The sequence below is a fragment of the Pseudaeromonas sp. HNCC25DJ182 genome (assembly GCF_055413365.1).
Window position 1 is genome coordinate 58,136 of sequence record NZ_JBVAYG010000001.1, and the last position, 18,589, is coordinate 76,724.

At 55.6% G+C, this 18,589-nt stretch carries 17 protein-coding genes; 1 reads left to right on the forward strand and 16 read right to left on the reverse strand.

Translation table 11 applies throughout. The annotated features are described in order from the left end of the window. Positions 1-669: 669 nt before the first annotated feature. The 10 genes from ACZYUB_RS00230 to ndk form a co-directional block, all read right to left on the reverse strand. Positions 670-903 carry a zinc ribbon domain-containing protein gene (locus ACZYUB_RS00230; protein ID WP_463944610.1) on the reverse strand — a complete coding sequence of 78 codons (234 nt, stop codon included), beginning with the start codon at positions 901-903 and terminating at the stop codon, positions 670-672. A gap of 44 nt (positions 904-947) precedes the next feature. Continuing rightward, complete coding sequence (gene der, locus ACZYUB_RS00235) at positions 948-2,441, reverse strand: ribosome biogenesis GTPase Der (RefSeq protein ID WP_463944612.1); 1,494 nt, start codon at positions 2,439-2,441, stop codon at positions 948-950. A gap of 74 nt (positions 2,442-2,515) precedes the next feature. Beyond that, positions 2,516-3,700, reverse strand: a complete 1,185-nt coding sequence (gene bamB, locus ACZYUB_RS00240) for an outer membrane protein assembly factor BamB (protein ID WP_463944614.1) — start codon at positions 3,698-3,700, stop codon at positions 2,516-2,518. Further along, the gene (locus tag ACZYUB_RS00245) at positions 3,693-4,349 is read right to left on the reverse strand and encodes a YfgM family protein (protein ID WP_463944616.1); all 657 of its coding nucleotides are present in this window, start codon (positions 4,347-4,349) and stop codon (positions 3,693-3,695) included. Before ACZYUB_RS00245 ends, bamB begins: the two co-directional genes overlap by 8 nt. A gap of 3 nt (positions 4,350-4,352) precedes the next feature. Continuing rightward, complete coding sequence (gene hisS / locus ACZYUB_RS00250; RefSeq protein WP_463944618.1) at positions 4,353-5,630, reverse strand: histidine--tRNA ligase; 1,278 nt, start codon at positions 5,628-5,630, stop codon at positions 4,353-4,355. Between the two features lie 111 nt (positions 5,631-5,741). Then, a complete protein-coding gene (gene ispG, locus ACZYUB_RS00255) occupies positions 5,742-6,857 on the reverse strand; it encodes a flavodoxin-dependent (E)-4-hydroxy-3-methylbut-2-enyl-diphosphate synthase (protein WP_463944620.1) in 1,116 nt (371 codons plus the stop codon). A gap of 4 nt (positions 6,858-6,861) precedes the next feature. Continuing rightward, positions 6,862-7,881, reverse strand: a complete 1,020-nt coding sequence (rodZ, locus tag ACZYUB_RS00260) for a cytoskeleton protein RodZ (RefSeq protein ID WP_463944621.1) — start codon at positions 7,879-7,881, stop codon at positions 6,862-6,864. Continuing rightward, positions 7,871-8,653, reverse strand: coding sequence for a type IV pilus biogenesis/stability protein PilW (gene pilW, locus ACZYUB_RS00265; protein WP_463944623.1), 783 nt, complete (start codon positions 8,651-8,653; stop codon positions 7,871-7,873). The genes rodZ and pilW overlap by 11 nt, the downstream gene beginning before the upstream one ends. Positions 8,654-8,679: 26 nt before the next feature. Next, positions 8,680-9,798, reverse strand: a complete 1,119-nt coding sequence (rlmN, locus tag ACZYUB_RS00270; protein WP_460881824.1) for a dual-specificity RNA methyltransferase RlmN — start codon at positions 9,796-9,798, stop codon at positions 8,680-8,682. A gap of 234 nt (positions 9,799-10,032) precedes the next feature. Beyond that, positions 10,033-10,464: a nucleoside-diphosphate kinase gene (ndk, locus tag ACZYUB_RS00275; protein ID WP_460881823.1), complete on the reverse strand. Its 432-nt coding sequence runs from the start codon at positions 10,462-10,464 to the stop codon at positions 10,033-10,035. A gap of 277 nt (positions 10,465-10,741) precedes the next feature. On the opposite strand from ndk, the gene ACZYUB_RS00280 reads away from it, so the two are divergent. After that, complete coding sequence (locus ACZYUB_RS00280) at positions 10,742-12,637, forward strand: oxidoreductase (RefSeq protein ID WP_463944625.1); 1,896 nt, start codon at positions 10,742-10,744, stop codon at positions 12,635-12,637. Between the two features lie 84 nt (positions 12,638-12,721). On the opposite strand, the gene pepB (ACZYUB_RS00285) is transcribed toward ACZYUB_RS00280, so the two are convergent. The 6 genes from pepB (ACZYUB_RS00285) to iscA form a co-directional block, all read right to left on the reverse strand. Then, positions 12,722-14,020: an aminopeptidase PepB gene (gene pepB, locus ACZYUB_RS00285; RefSeq protein ID WP_463945051.1), complete on the reverse strand. Its 1,299-nt coding sequence runs from the start codon at positions 14,018-14,020 to the stop codon at positions 12,722-12,724. Further along, entirely contained in the window at positions 14,020-15,315 is a 1,296-nt protein-coding gene (gene pepB, locus ACZYUB_RS00290; protein ID WP_463944626.1) for an aminopeptidase PepB, read from the reverse strand. The genes pepB (ACZYUB_RS00285) and pepB (ACZYUB_RS00290) overlap by 1 nt, the downstream gene beginning before the upstream one ends. Before the next feature lie 143 nt (positions 15,316-15,458). Continuing rightward, positions 15,459-15,797 carry an ISC system 2Fe-2S type ferredoxin gene (gene fdx / locus ACZYUB_RS00295; RefSeq protein WP_463944627.1) on the reverse strand — a complete coding sequence of 113 codons (339 nt, stop codon included), beginning with the start codon at positions 15,795-15,797 and terminating at the stop codon, positions 15,459-15,461. Between the two features lies 1 nt (position 15,798). Next, on the reverse strand, positions 15,799-17,646 hold the full coding sequence (hscA, locus tag ACZYUB_RS00300; protein ID WP_463944628.1) for a Fe-S protein assembly chaperone HscA: 1,848 nt from the start codon (positions 17,644-17,646) through the stop codon (positions 15,799-15,801). A 6-nt stretch (positions 17,647-17,652) separates the two neighbouring features. Next, a complete protein-coding gene (gene hscB, locus ACZYUB_RS00305) occupies positions 17,653-18,171 on the reverse strand; it encodes a co-chaperone HscB (RefSeq protein WP_463944630.1) in 519 nt (172 codons plus the stop codon). 86 nt (positions 18,172-18,257) lie between these two features. Continuing rightward, positions 18,258-18,581, reverse strand: a complete 324-nt coding sequence (gene iscA / locus ACZYUB_RS00310; RefSeq protein ID WP_463944632.1) for an iron-sulfur cluster assembly protein IscA — start codon at positions 18,579-18,581, stop codon at positions 18,258-18,260. Positions 18,582-18,589: the final 8 nt, after the last annotated feature.

Sequence of the window (18,589 nt, forward strand, 5' to 3'; positions counted from 1 at the left end):
TATAGGAATCCGACACTGTGATGTCGACCGCAAAGACAAACGTTTTAGCGGCTTTCTTTGCCACGGGCCAGCCCGAGAAAGTCGCGGATCATTATCGCCTCGCATAAACTAATAGTTGTTGTTTTTCATATCGTTAATGAATTTTTAAACTCAAATTTCCGGCTATTCACGCCGCCAAAATTCCGGCTTATGCGCACTCGGCACCAATTCAACTCAAATGAAGCCATTTATTCGTTCCAGATCACGATTTACGGCCTGAATTCTAAGCGCTAAAGGCGGAGCCATTTGTTCATAATTTTCAGATTTATTAGTAAGTTGTCTGCCAGGATTGGTTATGGTAGCGTTATCTTGGTAACAGGCCATCTAGTTTGGCTGGAGGACGCACTATGATTCGAAGAAGAAGACTTTTGACGCAAAAACGTCGGCTCAATCGCGCCCCCAATCGTCGCAGCGCCTTGTCGTCTATCAAGCGCAAGATCCGCCTGCGTCGTCAGGTGTTATTCAGCTGTCAATTACTCGGGTAAGAGATCGGGATAGATCCTGTCGTGGGGCGCACGGACGCCAAGAAGCAAAAACAAGAAACAAAAACATGAAACAAGAAAAAAGGAGCCATCGGCTCCTTTTTTAGTCTCTGTGCACAGGAAAAGTTCCGCTCGAAAGCAACCCCTGCTACGTCACCTTGGTGACGACAAACCGCGCACTGCGTTTGGAGACCAGGTTGTTACAGCTGTTACAGAAGAAATCCACGGCTCCGCAGGCTTGAACCCGCTCCAGAATCCCATCGCATTGCGGGCAATGAGCCTCCAAGCTGAAGTTGTCTTTACAGACGGTACACTGGCTAGGACTATGACGCGGATCCAGTCCTTCCTGTTCACAGGAGGGGCATTGCAGCATAAAAGCCATGGTTTTCTTCTCCTTACTGGTATCAAACCGGTACTAGCGCTGATTTAGCCTTTTTTCACATGCTTCATCATACGACGACGCTTGCGGATCTGGCTCTGGGTCAGCTGGTTCTTCTTACCTTCAAACGGATTATCGCCTTCCTGGAATTCAATATGGATAGGAGTACCCATGATCTTCAGCGACTTGCGATAGTAGTTCATCAGATAGCGCTTGTAGGAGTCCGGCAGATCTTTGACCTGGTTACCGTGAATGATGATCCGCGGCGGGTTATAGCCACCGGCATGCGCATACTTGAGCTTGACGCGGCGACCTCGCACCAGAGGCGGCTGGTGATCTTCCTGAGCCATATGCATGACGCGAGTCAGCATGGAGGTGCCAATCCGGCGGGTCGCTGATTGATAGGCTTCCTGCAGAGATTCAAACAGGTGACCGACACCACTGCCATGCAAGGCTGAGATGAAGTGAATACGGGCGAAGTCAACGAAGCCCAGGCGGCGATCCAGCTCAGCCTTGATCTCTTCCTTGACGTCCTGGTCCAGACCATCCCACTTGTTGACTGCAATCACGATGGAGCGGCCGCTGTGCAGAATGAAACCCAGCAGACTCAAATCCTGATCGGAAATACCTTCGCGCGCATCGACCACCAGAATGACCACATTGGCATCTTCAATGGCTTGCAGGGTCTTGACCACAGAGAACTTCTCGACCGCTTCATACACCTTCTTCTTCTTCCGCACCCCGGCGGTATCGATGATGATGTATTGCTGGTCATCCCGCTCCATGGGGATGTAGATAGAGTCCCGCGTGGTGCCGGGCATATCGAATACGATGACCCGATCTTCACCCAGCATCCGGTTAGTCAGCGTCGACTTGCCGACATTGGGGCGTCCGACGATGGCAAACTTGATGGGCAGATCGGCAAACGGCTGCGCATCTTCCTCATCTTCGTCTTCTTCCAATTCCAGAACTTCTGGCTCATCCCAGGCATCGTCCCACTCATCATCATCCGACTCGCCTTCCGGATTGTTCTTTTGTTGCAACACTTCCAGATAAGGGGTCAGTGCGTGCTCGAGCAGGCTATGCACACCACGGCCATGAGCGGCGGCGATCTGGTAGATCTCGGAGCCCAATCCCAACTCGTAGAAATCACCGACCACTAGATCCGCATCAATGCCGTCAGTCTTGTTGGCGACCAAAAACACCTTCTTCTGCTGACGGCGTAGATGACCGGCAATGACGATATCGCCCGGAGTGACGCCCGCACGGGCATCCACCAGAAACAACACCACATCCGCTTCTTCGATGGCCAGCAGGGACTGCTCGGCCATCTTCAGCTCAATTCCCTCTTCGGAGCCATCGATACCACCGGTATCCACAGCGATAAATTCCATTTCGCCCACTTTGGCCTGACCGTATTTGCGGTCGCGGGTCAGACCGGGAAAATCGGCCACCAGAGCGTCCCGGCTTCGGGTCAGGCGGTTAAATAGTGTGGACTTGCCCACATTCGGGCGGCCCACCAGGGCTACAACTGGAGTCATAAACGACCTCGTTTTTAAATGACAAAGGCTCCTGATCCCGGATCAGGAGCCAAAAAATTACTGGTTGACCGGGCTCAGGGGCGTTTGAGTGCCACCAGATCGCCACTCCGTGTCTGCACATAGAGGATATCGCCATCGGCAACCGGCGCGACATACAAGCCGTCGCTATCCAGTTCCTGCATGGCTACAATCCGGCCACTGGCATCATCCAGCCAGTAGAGATAGCCTTCACCGTCCCCAACCACCACATAATCACCGAAGGTGACAGGTGCTGTCAGGTTGCGATAGGAAAGCTGGGTATTGGCCCACTTCTCGCTGCCATTGCTGCGATCCACCGCATAGACATGGCTCTTGGCATCGGTCAAAACCAGCTCCATCGGACCGACCCCCATGTTCTGGTATGAGGAATATTTGCGTTTCCACAACTCTTCCCCACTGATGAGCTTGCGCGCCATCAACTGACCGTTATAGGCCACGGCATAGAGTTCATCACCGATGATCACCGGCTGCGCATCCACATCGACCATCCGGTCCAACTCGGTCGCCCCGCGCGGCGAAGCGACGCGGGAGACATTGGCCAGCATGCCGCTGTCGAGCAGTACAACACCGATACGGCCATCGGCACGACCGTAAACTACACCGCCTGCCGCCAATACCGGCGTCGACTGGCCGCGTAACGTCAGCTTGGGCTGGTCATCACCGGTGCTCCACAGGATGTCCCCTTTCTCGGCATCCAGGGCAACCAGCTTGCCAGAGCTGGTGACGACGACGATCCGGCCAGCATCGGCAACCGGAGCCGCCAGCACTTCACCCGGAACCTGCTTGCTCCACAACAAGGAACCATCTGTCTGATCGATGGCATAGACATAGCCATTTTCAGAACCCAGGAACAACTTGCCATAGAATGCCGTCAGGCCACCGGAAAGGCGGGCACTGCGCTTGTCAGCATTTTCAGGCTGATCCGACAAGTCGATGGTCCACTTTCGATCGCCACTTTGCTTGTCAAATGCCATCACATCGCCATCGCGAGCAGCAGCAAAGACCTGATCATCAGCGACGACAGGGCTCAGCTGCGAATAAAACTTGCCGACGCCACTACCTACCGATTTACTCCACAAGACTTCTGGATCGAAGCGCGATTCCACGTGTGGAACCGGCGCCATCTTCACCACATCTTCCTCTGAATTAAACAGGGAGCAGCCTTGCAGTGCTATCCCTGCCATCAGAGTCATAGCCAGGTTTTTCAACCAGTTATGCATTCGGTTTCTCTTCTGTTACAGGAGACTTTGGGACCGCCAGTTCATCAAGCTTCATTTGCAACTCAGGACCGACCTTATCACCACTGGCTGTAGCGGCCTGCTGGTAAGCGGCCAACGCCTTGGCGTTATCGCCTTGTTTGCTAAACAAATCACCACGAATCTCAGCCGTGATCGCCTCGTAAGCAGGCAGCTTGACGCCGTCCAGACGCTTGGCGGCATCATCAAATTTCCCTTGCTCAATCAGAACCCGAGCCAGGCGAATCGCAGCCAGTGGCTTGACGGTGTCGCTGTTTCCTTTATCGGCCACTTGCTGCAGCTGCTCCACAGCCAGATCCAGCTTGCCAACTTTCACGGCTGCCGCTGCCAGTTGCAGGGCGGCCAAATCACCATAACTATCACCGGAGTGATCTTTAACAAACGCCTGGGCAGCGGCAAATGCTTTTTCATTTTCGCTCGCCAACTGCTTGACGATGGCATCATAGGCGATAGCGCCCGCTTCCATCTGCTGCTGACGATATTCGTTGAAATAGCGCCAGCCAAACATGCCGGCCAGACCCAGAGCGGCACCGATCAGAATGGCTTTGCCATTCTCTTTCCACCACTCTTTAATTGCCTCAGCCTGCTGCTCGTCGCTGTTGTAAATTTCCACTTGTTATTCTCCTTTGCTGGCCAGCAGCTGGATGAGTTGATCCAACTTCAGTGTCTGCTGGTCGCCTTGCTCACGCAGATATTTGATGCCTACCTCGCCATTGGCCAGCTCGGCTTCCCCTAAAATAAGAGCGATCTTAGCGCCAACCTTGTCGGCACGTTTTACCTGTTTCTTGAAGTTACCGCCACCACAATGGCTCATCAGTCGTAATGAAGGCAGGGCATCCCGCAATTGCTCGGCCAATTTCAGACCAGCCGACAGGGTTCCTTCACCGACCATGCACAAATAAATATCCACCGGCGCGGCAACGCCTTCGGTTCGTCCCAAGGTTTCCAGCAGCAATACCAGCCGCTCCATGCCCATGGCGAAACCGACCGCCGGGGTGGCTTGACCACCCAACTGCTCCACCAGACCATCATAACGGCCACCGCCACAGACGGTGCCCTGGGATCCCAGACTACTGGTCACCCATTCGAAGACGGTGTAGTTGTAGTAATCCAGACCCCGGACCAGACGCTCATTTACTTCGTACTGGATACCCGCGTCGTCCAGCAACGCCTTCAGACCGGCGAAATGGGCCTGGGTCTCGGCGGTGAAATAATCGGCCAGACGTGGGGCACTCGCCAGCAACTGCTGGATCCCTTGATCCTTGGTATCCAACACCCGCAGTGGGTTGGTATACATCCGGCGTTTGCAGTCTTCATCCAGCTGATCTTGGTGCTGTTCGAGGAAGGCGACCAGAGCGTCCCGGTAACGGGCCCGCTCTTCAGAGGAGCCCAGAGTGTTGAGTTGCAGACTCAGATGTTCACTGATACCAAAGGCCTTCCATAGACGTGCGGTCAACAGGATCAGCTCGGCATCCACATCCGGTCCATTCAGGCCGAAGACCTCGACCCCGAACTGATGGAATTGGCGATAACGGCCTTTCTGTGGCCGTTCGTGACGGAACATGGGGCCGATGTACCATACCCGACGTTCCTGATTGTAAATCAGCCCCTGCTCGATACAGGCGCGCACGCAACCTGCGGTACCTTCGGGACGCAGGGTCAGGCTATCGCCGTTGCGATCCTCGAAGGTGTACATCTCCTTCTCGACGACGTCGGTGACTTCACCAATCGCCCGTTGAAACAGGTTGGTCATCTCGACGATAGGCATGCGCATTTCGGCATAACCATAAGAGGCGACGACCTGACGTAAAGTGGATTCCACCATCTGCCAGAGCGGGCTTTGCTCGGGAAGACAATCATTCATACCGCGAATAGCTTGGATCTGTTTAGCCACGTTAAGTCTCGAATGCGTTAGAAAGCAGGGGAAAAGTTGGCCGCATTATAGGAACTTTCATCAGCCAGGTAAAATAAAGGGGCTAAAGGCGACCCCTGGTCGCCTTGGCTCTCACACTTCATCGATCGGAATGCGCTTCTCCACATCCAACCGGGTCGCCCGGGCTCGGATCCGCGCCTCCAGCGTATCAATCAAGGTATCATTGTCCAGCCGATCAACCCGCTCGCCCTGTTCATAGAAGGCGCTCTTCTTGTTGGCGCCTGCTAGTCCCAGATCGGAGACCAGGGCCTCGCCCGGACCATTCACCACACAGCCGATGATCGACACATCGATGGGAGTCGTAATATCCTCCAGTCGCTGCTCCAGGGCGTTTACAGTACCAATCACATCAAATTCCTGACGGGAGCAGGACGGACAGGCGATGAAGTTGATGCCACGCGAACGGATACGCAGGGATTTCAGAATATCGAAGCCGACCTTGACCTCTTCCACAGGATCAGCCGCCAGCGAGATGCGCAACGTATCGCCAATACCATCCGCCAATAACATCCCCAGCCCGATGGCTGACTTGACGGCCCCGGCCCGGAAACCACCGGCTTCGGTTATCCCCAGATGCAGCGGCTGCTCAATCTTCTGCGCCAGCAGACGATAGGCGCCAACGGCCAGAAACACATCTGAGGCTTTAACGCTGACCTTGAACTGATCAAAATTCAGACGATCCAGAATATCCACATGGCGCATGGCCGATTCCACCAACGCCTCGGCAGTGGGTTCGCCATAGCGATCCATCAGATCTTTTTCCAGCGAGCCACCATTGACCCCAATACGGATCGGAATACCCAGATCGCGAGCGCAATCCACCACGGAACGCACCCGACTTTCGTTACCGATATTGCCTGGATTGATCCGCAGGCAGTCGGCACCATATTCGGCGACTTTGAGGGCAATACGAAAATCAAAATGGATGTCGGCAACGATAGGAATGGACACCTGTTGCTTGATGAGACGAAACGCCTCGGCGGCATCCATGGTCGGCACAGAGACACGGACGATATCGGCGCCGGCGCGCTCCACGGCACGAATTTGCGCCACGGTCGCCTCGACATCTGTAGTCCGGGTGTTGGTCATGGTCTGTACCGTGATGGGAGCATCGCCCCCGACCGGTACCTTGCCAACCATGATCTGTTTGGATAAACGACGTTTAATCGGGGAGCTGGATTGACTCATAGACTCAATTCTTTAACGGCAACTCAAAACGAGCAGGACGGCCAACCGGGAATCGTTTCATATCAACCGCTTGCCCCATAAAACTCACGGATACGTATTTGGGTGCACCAATGTTCAACTTGAACGGAGCCTTCCCCTTCAACACATCGCGCTGACCGGCATGACGAGTAGCCGACAAGACCTTCTTGCCGGATGCATCGGTAACTTCCAGCCAGCAGTCACCGGTATAACTGATCACCAAGGCATCTGCCTCGACTGGTGGCGTTGCCTCGACCGGAGCAACTGCAGCACTCACAGCACTCACAGCACTATCAGGAACTGCATCCGTAGCCGTAACCGCAGCCTGAGCGGCATCGTTTGGAGTAGTTTCGGGTGCAGTCTCAGCGGCTTGAACGGCAGGGGTCACCGCCTGAGCAGCTGAGACGGCAACCGCCACTGCAGCGGCAGATGCAGCAGGTTGCACGCTGGCGCTATCCTTCTGTACCGGAGCAATCGTCAATTCATTGCGCTCACCGACCGGATTGGCATTGGACGCCTCGGTAACCGACTGACCCGCGGCCTCAAGCAGGGTTTGCTCATCCATGGTCACCACGGCCGGTTTCTCAGCCGGGCGGCCCAGGATCCAGTACAGAGCACCGGCACCGAGGGCAAAGAAGAGCAGCCAGGAGCCCAGACGCATGCGGTTCTCATTGGCTTCCAGACGCGTACGGCCAGAAAAACTATGCATTTCTGCATATTTGACTTCTGACAGACCCAGACGCTCATAGGCGGCCACAACCCGCTCTTCCGAAGCCCCTACCAGTTTGGCATAAGTTTTCAAATAACCACGGGTGAAGGTACTGGCTGTCCGCTGATCAAAGCGATCCTCTTCAATATCCCGAACCAGCGACACACGAAGATTGAGGCGAGAAGCCACTTCAGGCTGAGTCAGTCCACGGGCTTCGCGTGCCATACGCAACAACTGGCCAGGGCTATCGGGTGTTGCCGTCTCGGGACGGGGTTGGTCGTGTTGTTCAGTAGTCATTGTTTAAATATCTTTTTGCCTGATCGGATTTCGGAAATTGTTGCACCAGTTCATTGCCAAATTTATGCAATTCGGCCAATTCGCCCTGAGTTTGAGCCAACTCGAGGTGCAGCCAGAGGCTTTGCGGCGTATTTTTACCGCCTTTGCTGTAACGCTGCAGGTATCCTGCAGCCTTACCCGTATTGTTCATGTCCAGAGCCAGAGCTGCGGCTTCCAGTAACAGCTTACCGCGGCTCGGACTATAGCCGAGCGCCAAATCGTAATATTCAGCGGCCTTAGCTTTGTTCCCCGCTTGTATCGCACAAACGGCCCCATTTTCATAGGTATCATCCATGCGGATGTACTCAGGCTGCGCTAGCGCCAACTGAAAGTGTTTATCCGCCTCGGCGTAGCGTTTCTGCCCGCAGAGAAAAACCCCATAATTATTATGGGCATCTGGATTTTCACCATTTAATTCAATAAGCGACAAATAACTGGCTTCAGCTGATTTGTAATCACCAACTTTTTGATAGTAATAGGCCTTTGCCAAGTGAATATCCGGATTATGCGGATCAAACTGGTAGGCCTTTTCCAGATTGAATTTGGCCTGGGTCATGTCCCCTTTGTCCAAATATCCCATTCCCAGATTAAGCCGGGTTTTGGCCGCAGTCTGACGATCCACATCGCTGCGTACCGTATCTTTACCGACAAAAGTCGTTTCCGTCACACATCCAGGCAGCCCCAACAAGAGTGCTGCGACAAACAATATGCTTTTTTTCATGCGTTTGTTCATGACATGCTGCAATAACGGACTGGATTTCAAAGCATTTTGACGGAAATCCCCTCCTCTTGCATCCGTTTTTTCATGGTACGTTTGGTTCTGTCGATGACATCACCTACTAGCTGTCCACAAGCAGCATCAATATCATCGCCACGGGTCTTACGGACGATGACGGTATAGCCATGCTCCAACAGAACTTTCGAGAAACGATCGATGCGACTATTGCTGGGTTTGCCATACGGATTGCCCGGGAACGGGTTGAAGGGGATCAGATTGATTTTGCACGGCGTATCCTTGAGCAACTCGGCTAGTTCATGGGCTTGTTGCATATCGTCGTTGATATGATCGAGCAGCACATACTCTACCGTTACCTGTCCTTTATTGGCATTGGATTTGGTCATGTAGCGGCGAACGCCATCCAGCAGGGTCTGGATATCATATTTGTCGTTGATCGGCATGATCTCGGAGCGCAGTTTGTCATTCGGGGCATGCAGGGAGATAGCCAGCGCGACATCGATTTCATCGCCCAGCTTGTCCAGGGCCGGTACCACTCCGGAAGTCGAAACAGTCACCCGACGCTTGGAGAGCCCAAAACCCAGATCATCCAGCATCAATTCGAGAGCAGGTAGCAAGTTCGCCATGTTCAACAAGGGCTCACCCATGCCCATCATGACCACATTGGTAATCGGACGTTTGCCGGTATCTTTGACAAAACCCACCACCTGGGCCGCCCGCCATACCTGGCCGATGATCTCGGAGACCCGCAAATTGCGATTAAAACCTTGCTGGGCCGTCGAACAAAATTTGCATTCCAGCGCGCAGCCTACCTGAGAGGAGACACACAAGGTTGCCCGATCATCCTCAGGAATATAGACAGTCTCCACTTCCTGATCGCCGACCTGCATCGCCCATTTGATGGTGCCATCGACCGAGCGCTGTTCACGACTGATCTCGGGAGCCCGGATTTCGGCGATCAACGACAACTTCTCGCGCAGCTGCTTGTTTACATTGGTCATCTGGGCGAAATCATCACACCCGAAGTGATAAATCCACTTCATGATCTGGTCGGCGCGAAATGGCTTTTCACCCATCTCGGCAAACAAGGCTCGCATCGCCTTGCGATCCAGATCCAGCAGGTTGATTTTAGTGTCGCTCATGAAAGGCTCCGGAATAACCAATAGTACCAAGGAAGTGACAGTGAATCGGTTGCGAACGCATACGCCAAACGACCCACTACGGCCTTATCCTGCGGACAAAGCCCGAAAACGGGCGCGCATTGTACAAATTTTACCGTTCGGTTTCCACTGACGCAGTGTAGGGCTTAAAAATCACGCAGGGAGCCTAAAGCTCCCTGCGCAAGTACAAAAAATAGAGCTAACTAAAAGCGGAGATTAGCGTGTGCGAGGACAGATTTCATCATCGCTGAAAAAATAAGCAATTTCGCGTTCGGATGAGGGGATACTATCGGAGCCATGAACAGTATTTTGATCCACTGAGGTGGCGTAATCGGCGCGGATGGTGCCCGCTTGAGCCTTTTTCGGATCGGTAGCACCAATGACTTCACGGTGCCGGCGAATGGCATCCTCCCCTTCCAGAACCTGAACCATGACCGGGCCCGAGGTCATGAACTTGATCAATGGATCATAAAAAGGCTTGCCCTTATGTTCGGCATAGAAACCTTCCGCTTGCTCACGGGTCAGGTGCAGCATCTTGGCGGCAATGATGCGCAGACCTGCATTTTCAAAACGGTGATAGATATCGCCGATCAGATTACGGCCAACCGCATCGGGTTTGATGATAGAAAAGGTGCGTTCTGTAGCCATAGAGAGATCCTTAAGACCGAGATAATTGTCGATTTGCAGCCCGATTATATGGCAAGGCCGCGTCAGATCATGGCTTTATGTTACTTTTTGTTAAAACTTTTAACCAACTCTCAAACAAGGGATCCCAAGCAGCAGAAACCGGCACCGCCATCGCGATCTGGAGGTTGCGCCTGTCGCGCTTGCAAGTCGCTTTCACCCCCCGATGGGGTTTGCTACCCTTGTCACCCATCCCCGCATTCATCTTTAATTCCCTGATCCAGGCTCCATGGAGGAAGCGATGCTCGAATATATCCACGCAGGCTTGATTGGCTACGGTTATGCCGGCCAAACACTGCATGCTCCGCTGTTGAACAGTATTGCCGGTATCCGACTCAAGAGCATAGTTTCCCGCGATGGCGTCAAGGTCAAGAACGACTGGCCCACCGTGGAACACGTCGCAACCAGTGATCTGCTGCTGGCGGATCCGAGTATCGATCTGGTGGTCATCGCCACGCCGAATGACACCCATTATCCGCTGGCCAAAGCCGCGCTACTGGCGGGTAAGCATGTGGTCCTCGATAAGCCGTTCACCCTGGATGGCCGCGAAGCGCGGGAGCTAATTGCACTGGCGCAGGAACATGATCTGCAACTATCCGTGTTTCATAACCGACGCTGGGATGCGGATTTTCTGACCCTCCAGCAGCTTATCCGATCGGGGAGTCTGGGCGATATTCTGCATCTGGAGTCGCATTTTGATCGCTTTCGTCCCGAAGTACGGGATCGCTGGCGGGAACAAGCCGTTCCCGGTAGCGGCCTCTGGTACGATTTGGGCGCGCATTTGCTCGACCAGACCGTTCAACTCTTCGGCGCACCGGAAACCTTATGGCTGGATATGGCCCAGCAACGTCCAGGTGCCAAGACCGATGACTTTTTCCATGCCGTACTGCAATACGGCCCACGGCGGGTCATTCTGCACGCCAGTACCCAAGTGGCGGCCCAAGGCCCCCGCTTCACCGTGCACGGCAGTCTCGGCAGCTATCACAAGTTCGGGCTGGATGTGCAAGAGGAACAACTCAAAGCAGGCCGCTCTCCCTTGGACTCGGGGTTTGGCTGTGATCCGCGGCCGGGCCTGTTGATCACACCCACATCACAAGGACAACGCCAGCAGAGCATCGTCAATCAAACTGGTGACTACCGCGCCTTCTATCAGCAAATGTGCGATGCCATCCAGCGTGGCACACCGGTCCCCGTCGATCCGGAAGGCGTGGTAACAGTCATGGAGCTCATCGAGCTGGGTCTGCGTAGTCATCGTGAGGGGCGTCGCTTGCCGGTTGGGCACCAGCATATTGATTCCGTGGTACAGCAGGCGGGTCGTCACCAGACCTCTCATGCTGCCCCTCTGGCCATGCCGCTCAGTACACGACCAACGGTCAGCTCCAAGCCCGTCGAATCATCACGCACAACACAGATCCCGACATCCGGCATGGACACTCGCCCGTCACAGACCATAGCACCGAGCGGAGCCTCCGCTTCAGCATCACGCCAAGCTATCCCGACGCCAGGAACCAGGCCCAGTCCATTACCGACCGCATCAGGCCCTGTGTCCACTCGGCCTCTCCAGCGACCTATAACCCCGGCTCAAGATGCTCTGGCACGCTCAACGGCCAGCGCGCCTTCTTCCGCACGTCCCAATACTGGCAACTTCCGCAGCCCGACCCCACTGGATCGCTGGCAACTACAGCAAGAGGCCAACCGCACCGCCGCATCACTCTCGGTGCCCCCCGCAAGCCCGAAACTTCCTGCAGAGCCATCTCGCTCATCAGTCATCGGTAGCGAGCGGAGCACAACGCCTCAACAGACGCCGGTTACGCCGCCTCGTCAGGAGCCAGCCACATCTGGTCCCGTCGGCAGACACGTCTTTCCTCTCGATGTCAGCGATCCCCACCCGGCACCTAGCCTGGGCGGTCCCTTGCCCGAGATCGATGGCGAGGATGAGCGCAAAGAGCCCAAGTTCGGCACCTTTCGCATCCCACCCAGCTCACGGCCACTGAGTTCAGGTCCGGGTTCGCCAGGACTCTTTACCGATGAGCCACCCAGCCTGTCGACGCGCATAGCGGATCCTCTACCACGTTTGCGGGTCGAAGACCCGGCGGCAGACGAGGATGATGATCTGCCGCCGTTTAGTGCCAGCTGATAGCGACTGCGTTCACCTCGCATTTTGTGAACCAAAAAAGGGGAAGCCACTGGCTTCCCCTTGTCGTTGTTGCTATCGATGAACTCATGCTCCCCGAGCGGTTTCGGCCAACAGGCAACGTGCAATCGTCGTCATACCCGCCGCCGTAGCGCCAGCGGCCCAGAGTGCACTGCCGTTGTCATTGAAAGCTGCGGCCAAATCCAGATGCAACCAACCTTCGCCCTCGCGCGGAACAAAGCGGGAGAGAAAACCCGCGGCGTTGGAAGCACCACCCGGGCCACCACCTTTTACCGGCCGGGAGTTGGCAGTGTCCGCATAGTGAGAAGGACATTGCTGCCGGTGCCAGCGAGCCAATGGCAATGGCCAGAAGGCTTCAGCCTGCTGTTCGGCATGTTGCATGAAACGGCTCTGCAGGGCATTATCCAATGCAAACAGACCATGATAATGCCCACCGAGGGCCATATAGGCCGCACCGGTCAACGTCGCGGCATCGATGATCAGTGGTGCACCGGTTTCTGCGGCCGCCAACAAGCCATCCGCCAACACCAGTCGGCCTTCGGCGTCGGTATTCACCACTTCGACACTGACACCATTCTTGTAGTGGAGTATGTCCCCCAGCTTGAAGGCGTTGTCATTCACCAGATTCTCGGCACAGCACAGGAAGAGTTTTACCCGTTGGTTCAAGCCTTGCTGGATGGCAAAGCCCAGAGCGCCTGCCAATAAGGCTGCACCGCCCATGTCACTCTTCATGGTCAGCATACCTTCTGAACTCTTGAGACTGTATCCGCCAGAGTCGAAGGTGATCCCCTTGCCAACCAGGCAGGCGGCAACGGGGGCTCGACGATCACGGGTCGGATTGAAATCCAGCTCCAGCAGTACCGGCTCACGCCGACTGGCCCGCCCCACCGCATGCAGGCCAACCCATCCTGCCTCCAGCAACGCATCCCCCTTGAGGATGCGATGATTGATTTGTGTGGGTGCCAGTTCGGAGAGGAAGGTGACACTTTCCAGCGCCAAATCCAGAGGTCCGAGCTCCTGGGGAGACAGATTCGTCAGTCGTCGAACCCAGGTGGCGCAATAAAGCCGTTGCTCCAGCTCCAGGAGTTCGACTTCCGGCGCATCCGCCCAGCGCAGAGTCGCTGTCTCCGCCCCGGCAGTCGGCATATAACCTCGGGCAAAAGCCCATTGCTGAGGCAGGCTCCAGTGGCCCATCAACTGGACCGCCTTGATACCCAGCCCGGCGATGCGGCGCGCTGCCTGTTGCAGCGTCATCAGGGATGAACCATCCGGCAGGTGGATCTGCAAGCCATGAGAGCTATGGCTCACCAGATTATTATCCCCCCACTCGGCAGGCGCCGGATGAAAAGCCAGATGCACCTGCATCATGCACACACCTCCCGCAGCCAGCGGGCTATGGTACGAACGCCATGTCCCTTACCGCCCGCGGCCCACAGCTCATTACCATTTTTCTGGTAGGACGCAGAAAGGTCCATATGTACCCAGTCCAGACCAGCTGGCACAAACCGGGACAGGAAGGCCGCTGCCGTCGTCGCACCGGCCGTTCCCTCCGCGGAGGCGACATTGCCCAATTCGGCAAAGTTGGAGGTCAGCTGCCCCAGATGCCAGCTTTCCAGCGGCAATGGCCAGGATTTCTCGTTCTCTTCACTGGCCCAGCGGCACACTTGCAATGAGCGCATTTCGTCCAGACTGAGCACTGCGTGGTAATCACGACCCAGAGCCACCTTGGCCGCTCCGGTCAGGGTAGCAGCATCCAGAATATGCCGGGTTCCTGTTTCAGCAGCACACAGCAGGCCATCGGCTAATACCAGTCGCCCTTCCGCATCGGTATTCAGGATCTCCACACTCACGCCGTTGCGATAGGTAAAGATATCGCCCAGCTTGAATGCATCGCCACTGACCAGATTTTCGGCGCAGCACAAGAATAGTTTTACCCGCGCCTTGAGTCCTTGTCGGATAGCGAGCGCTAACGCGCCGCTGACCATGGCCGCCCCCCCCATATCCGACTTCATCGGCAGCATGTTATCGGAATCTTTGAGACTGTAACCGCCAGAATCAAAGGTGATCCCCTTACCGACCAGACAGGCGGCTACCGGAGCCGATGGATCGCCACTGGGGTTATAGTCCAATACCAGTAAGGCGGGCGCTCGCGCACTGCCTCGACCCACCTGATAGATGCCGATATGGCCCTGATCCTTGAGAGCTTCGCCACTGATGATCTCGAAACTGATCGCTTCCGGAGCCTGCTGGCCGATAAAGGTCGCCGCTTGCTCTGCCAAGGTTTGCGGATACAACTCATCCGGCGTGGCATTGGTGAGCTGGCGAACCCAACGGGTGACTTCGAGCAGCGCATCCAGCTGGCGCTGTTCAGCAGCAGCCATATCTCCCAGATACAGACTTTGGCCCGCGCGAGGATTGTAAAAGCCCTGATAGAAGGCGTAGCGGCGCTCCAGATCCCAATCACTGCCAACCAGAGCAATCTGTTTGATTCCCTGACTATCGAGACGGCGGCCAGCGCGCTGGATCAGACGTAAACATTCGACTTCACTACCAACCAGATGGATGGCGGTGCCACTCTGATTAAAACTGATAAGCGCCTTATCCCCCCATTGGGCATCGGCGGGATGATCGGCAAGCATGACTTTCATAATGGCGGACATAGGGCTGGCAATCCTTTTTCAGAAACAGTAACGATGAATGCAAAAGGCCACGCCTGGGTGGCATGGCCTTTAATTTATGCGGCTTTGCTGATCCAGACCAGCACAATTGACTGCATCTGCAGCGAGAGCTGCTGTCCCGCAGCCTAATGACGTTCGGAAGCCAGATTGATGGTGTATTTGGGTATATCGACCACCAGATCGGCATCCGCAACCCGGGCTTGGCAGCTGAGTCGAGATTCCGGCTCCAAACCCCAGGCTTTATCCAGCATGTCATCCTCCAGCTCATCGCTAGGCTCCAGGGAGTCGAAGCCTTCACGCACGACACAATGGCAGGTAGTGCAGGCACAAGACTTCTCGCAGGCATGTTCGATCTCGATATGGTGCCGCAGCGCCACATCGAGGATGGTTTCACCGCGGGTTGCATCGACAACCAAGCCTTCTGGACACAGGGTCTCGTGCGGCAGGAAAATAATCTTCGGCATATTACACCTTGTCTATCTGTTGCCCTTGCAGGGCGTGACGGATGGAGGCGTCCATCCGGCGAGCGGCAAACTCGGCAGTACAGTGGTCCACATCGGCAATGGCGGACTTGATAGCCTCCACATCCGAACCCTGGCGGCACGCTTTCAGGCGGGTCAGCGCGGTTTCAATCACCGCCCGATCCCCTCGCTCCAACAGAGTCGCACCATCCTTGAGCAACGCCTGCTCGACGCCCTCGAGCACCCGATCGGCCTCGACTTGCTGTTCTGCCAGCATGCGCGCCTGGATATCCTGTTCAGCAAAGCGCAATGAATCCCGCAGCATGTTGGCGATCTCGTCTTCATGCAATCCATAGGAGGGTTTGACCTCGATGGCAGCTTGCACGCCGGAACTCTTCTCCTGGGCACTGACGGCCAGCAGACCATCCGCATCCACCTGGAATGTCACCCGGATATGGGCGGCCCCGGCAGCCAGTGGCGGAATATCACGCAAGGTAAAACGCGCCAGAGAGCGGCAATCGCTGACCAGTTCGCGCTCGCCTTGCACCACATGCAGCGCCATCGCCGTCTGTCCATCCTTGAAGGTGGTGAACTCCTGAGCCCGCGCTACGGGTATAGTAGTATTGCGGGGGATGATCTTCTCCACCAAGCCGCCCATGGTCTCAAGCCCCAAGGACAACGGGATCACATCCAGCAATAACATCTCGGTCTCAGGCTTGTTACCCACCAGCACATCAGCCTGGATAGCGGCGCCGATGGCCACGACCTTGTCCGGATCGATACTGGTCAAAGGGATACGGCCAAAGAAAGCGCCGACCCGCTCCCGCACCAGAGGTACGCGCGTCGAACCACCGACCATCACCACCTGCAGGACCTCAACAGCCTCGACGCCAGCGTCTTTGAGCGCACGGCGACACGACAGCAAGGTCTTCTTCACCAACGGCTCGATCAGCGACTCGAACTGCGCCCGGCTCACCTCACCCTGCCAACCCAGGAAGCTGGCAGCAACGCTCGGAACATCGGTCAGTTGTTGCTTGATCGCACAGGCCAAGTCCAGCAACTCGCGCTGCTGCTCCGGCGTTAGTGCATCAATCGGTGCCGCTTGTGCCAGTAACCAGTCGGCGAGCAGATGATCAAAGTCATCCCCACCCAGTGCGGAGTCACCGCCGGTGGCCAGAACCTCGAACACACCACGATGCAATCGCAAAATGGAGATATCAAAGGTCCCGCCACCCAGGTCATAGACAGCGATCAAGCCTTCCTGACCGGAATCCAGACCATAGGCCACCGCCGCCGCCGTCGGCTCATTCAGCAAGCGCAAGACATGCAAACCAGCAAGCCGAGCCGCGTCCTTGGTCGCCTGACGTTGGGCATCGTTGAAATAGGCTGGCACGGTAATCACCACGCCATCGAGTTCGGCACCCAGGGTATGAGTTGCGCGTTGAGCCAGAGCCTTGAGAATTTCAGCAGAGACCTGGACCGGATTCACCGCCCCTTGCACCGTTTCAATCTGCACCATGCCATGGGGATTGGCACTGAACTGATACGGCAAACGCTGCTCATCTATGTCACTGGCGGCTTTACCCATCAGGCGTTTGATGGATGACAACGTATTGCGCGGGTCCTGGGCGGCACCCTGTTTGGCCTCATGGCCTACTCGCAGGCCATCGGCTTGATAATGCACGACGGATGGTAACAGGTGACGCCCCTGCTCATCCGCCAGGGTTTCCGCGCTGGCACTACGCACCACGGCCACCAGTGAATTGGTGGTTCCCAAATCGATTCCTACCGCCCACTTGTGTTGATGGGGAGCGGCGCTGAGGCCGGGTTCTGCAATGTGTAATAAGGCCATGAAAAGTTATAAATCCATCAAAGAGTCTTCGAGCCGGCTCAATTCTTCGCGCAGTTTGCGTACGAACTTGAGCTTGCGAATAAGATCGGCAGCAGAAGTCATTTCCGCTGCGGCGAGAGCTTGCTGCAGGGCAAGCATCAAATGATTGAATTCACTGCTGATCCGTTGTTCAAAGATTGGAATACCCGCCTCCGGATCTGCAGACTCCCGCAGCTCCTCCAGCTCTTCACGCCAGGCCAATTGCTGGATCAGAAATGTCGTATCTTGCAGTGTTTGCTGCTCACCACGGATGTCCAACCCCTGCAACATCAGCAGGTACTCGGCGCGGGCCAGAGGATCTTTCAGGGTCTGATAAGCCGCATTGATGTTACTGGCCTGCTGCATGGCGAGCAGGCGCTCATTTTCTGGCGCCGATGCCACGCGATCGGGGTGGAACTGTTGCTGCAATTGGCGATAGGTTTCAGCCAACTGATGGCTATCCAGTTCGAATTGCGCGGGGAGTTGAAACAGCTCGAAATAATTCACGATGCACTCTCAAGACCAGGCGTCGGTAATAATGACCAAAAAGGGTGACAAACGGCCCAGCCATTTGTCACCCCGGGGAGCTGCTGCTATACCGTGAAGCTCTCGCCGCAACCACACTCCCCTGTCTTGTTCGGGTTGTTGAACTTGAAGCCTTCGTTCAAACCTTCTTTAACAAAGTCCAGCTCAGTGCCGTCCAGATAGATGAGACTCTTGCTGTCGACAATAATGTTGACACCAGCGACGTTGAACACTTCATCATCGCCCTGAGTCTCGTCAACAAACTCCAGTACATAGGCCATGCCCGAGCAGCCGGAGGTTTTCACGCCAAGGCGCAGGCCAATTCCCTTGCCACGGCTTTGCAGAAATTTTTTGACCCGCTCGGCAGCGGCCTCTGTCATGGTTACAGCCATCTCTCATC

Coding starts and splice junctions, on each gene's coding strand:
- ACZYUB_RS00230 (WP_463944610.1), bottom strand. CDS start 903: ATGGCTTTTATGCTGCAATGCCCCTCCTGTGAACAGGAAGGACTGGAT.
- der (WP_463944612.1), bottom strand. CDS start 2,441: ATGACTCCAGTTGTAGCCCTGGTGGGCCGCCCGAATGTGGGCAAGTCC.
- bamB (WP_463944614.1), bottom strand. CDS start 3,700: ATGCATAACTGGTTGAAAAACCTGGCTATGACTCTGATGGCAGGGATA.
- ispG (WP_463944620.1), bottom strand. CDS start 6,857: ATGAGTCAATCCAGCTCCCCGATTAAACGTCGTTTATCCAAACAGATC.
- rodZ (WP_463944621.1), bottom strand. CDS start 7,881: ATGACTACTGAACAACACGACCAACCCCGTCCCGAGACGGCAACACCC.
- pilW (WP_463944623.1), bottom strand. CDS start 8,653: ATGAACAAACGCATGAAAAAAAGCATATTGTTTGTCGCAGCACTCTTG.
- rlmN (WP_460881824.1), bottom strand. CDS start 9,798: ATGAGCGACACTAAAATCAACCTGCTGGATCTGGATCGCAAGGCGATG.
- ndk (WP_460881823.1), bottom strand. CDS start 10,464: ATGGCTACAGAACGCACCTTTTCTATCATCAAACCCGATGCGGTTGGC.
- ACZYUB_RS00280 (WP_463944625.1), top strand. CDS start 10,742: ATGCTCGAATATATCCACGCAGGCTTGATTGGCTACGGTTATGCCGGC.
- pepB (WP_463945051.1), bottom strand. CDS start 14,020: ATGCAGGTGCATCTGGCTTTTCATCCGGCGCCTGCCGAGTGGGGGGAT.
- pepB (WP_463944626.1), bottom strand. CDS start 15,315: ATGTCCGCCATTATGAAAGTCATGCTTGCCGATCATCCCGCCGATGCC.
- fdx (WP_463944627.1), bottom strand. CDS start 15,797: ATGCCGAAGATTATTTTCCTGCCGCACGAGACCCTGTGTCCAGAAGGC.
- hscA (WP_463944628.1), bottom strand. CDS start 17,646: ATGGCCTTATTACACATTGCAGAACCCGGCCTCAGCGCCGCTCCCCAT.
- iscA (WP_463944632.1), bottom strand. CDS start 18,581: ATGGCTGTAACCATGACAGAGGCCGCTGCCGAGCGGGTCAAAAAATTT.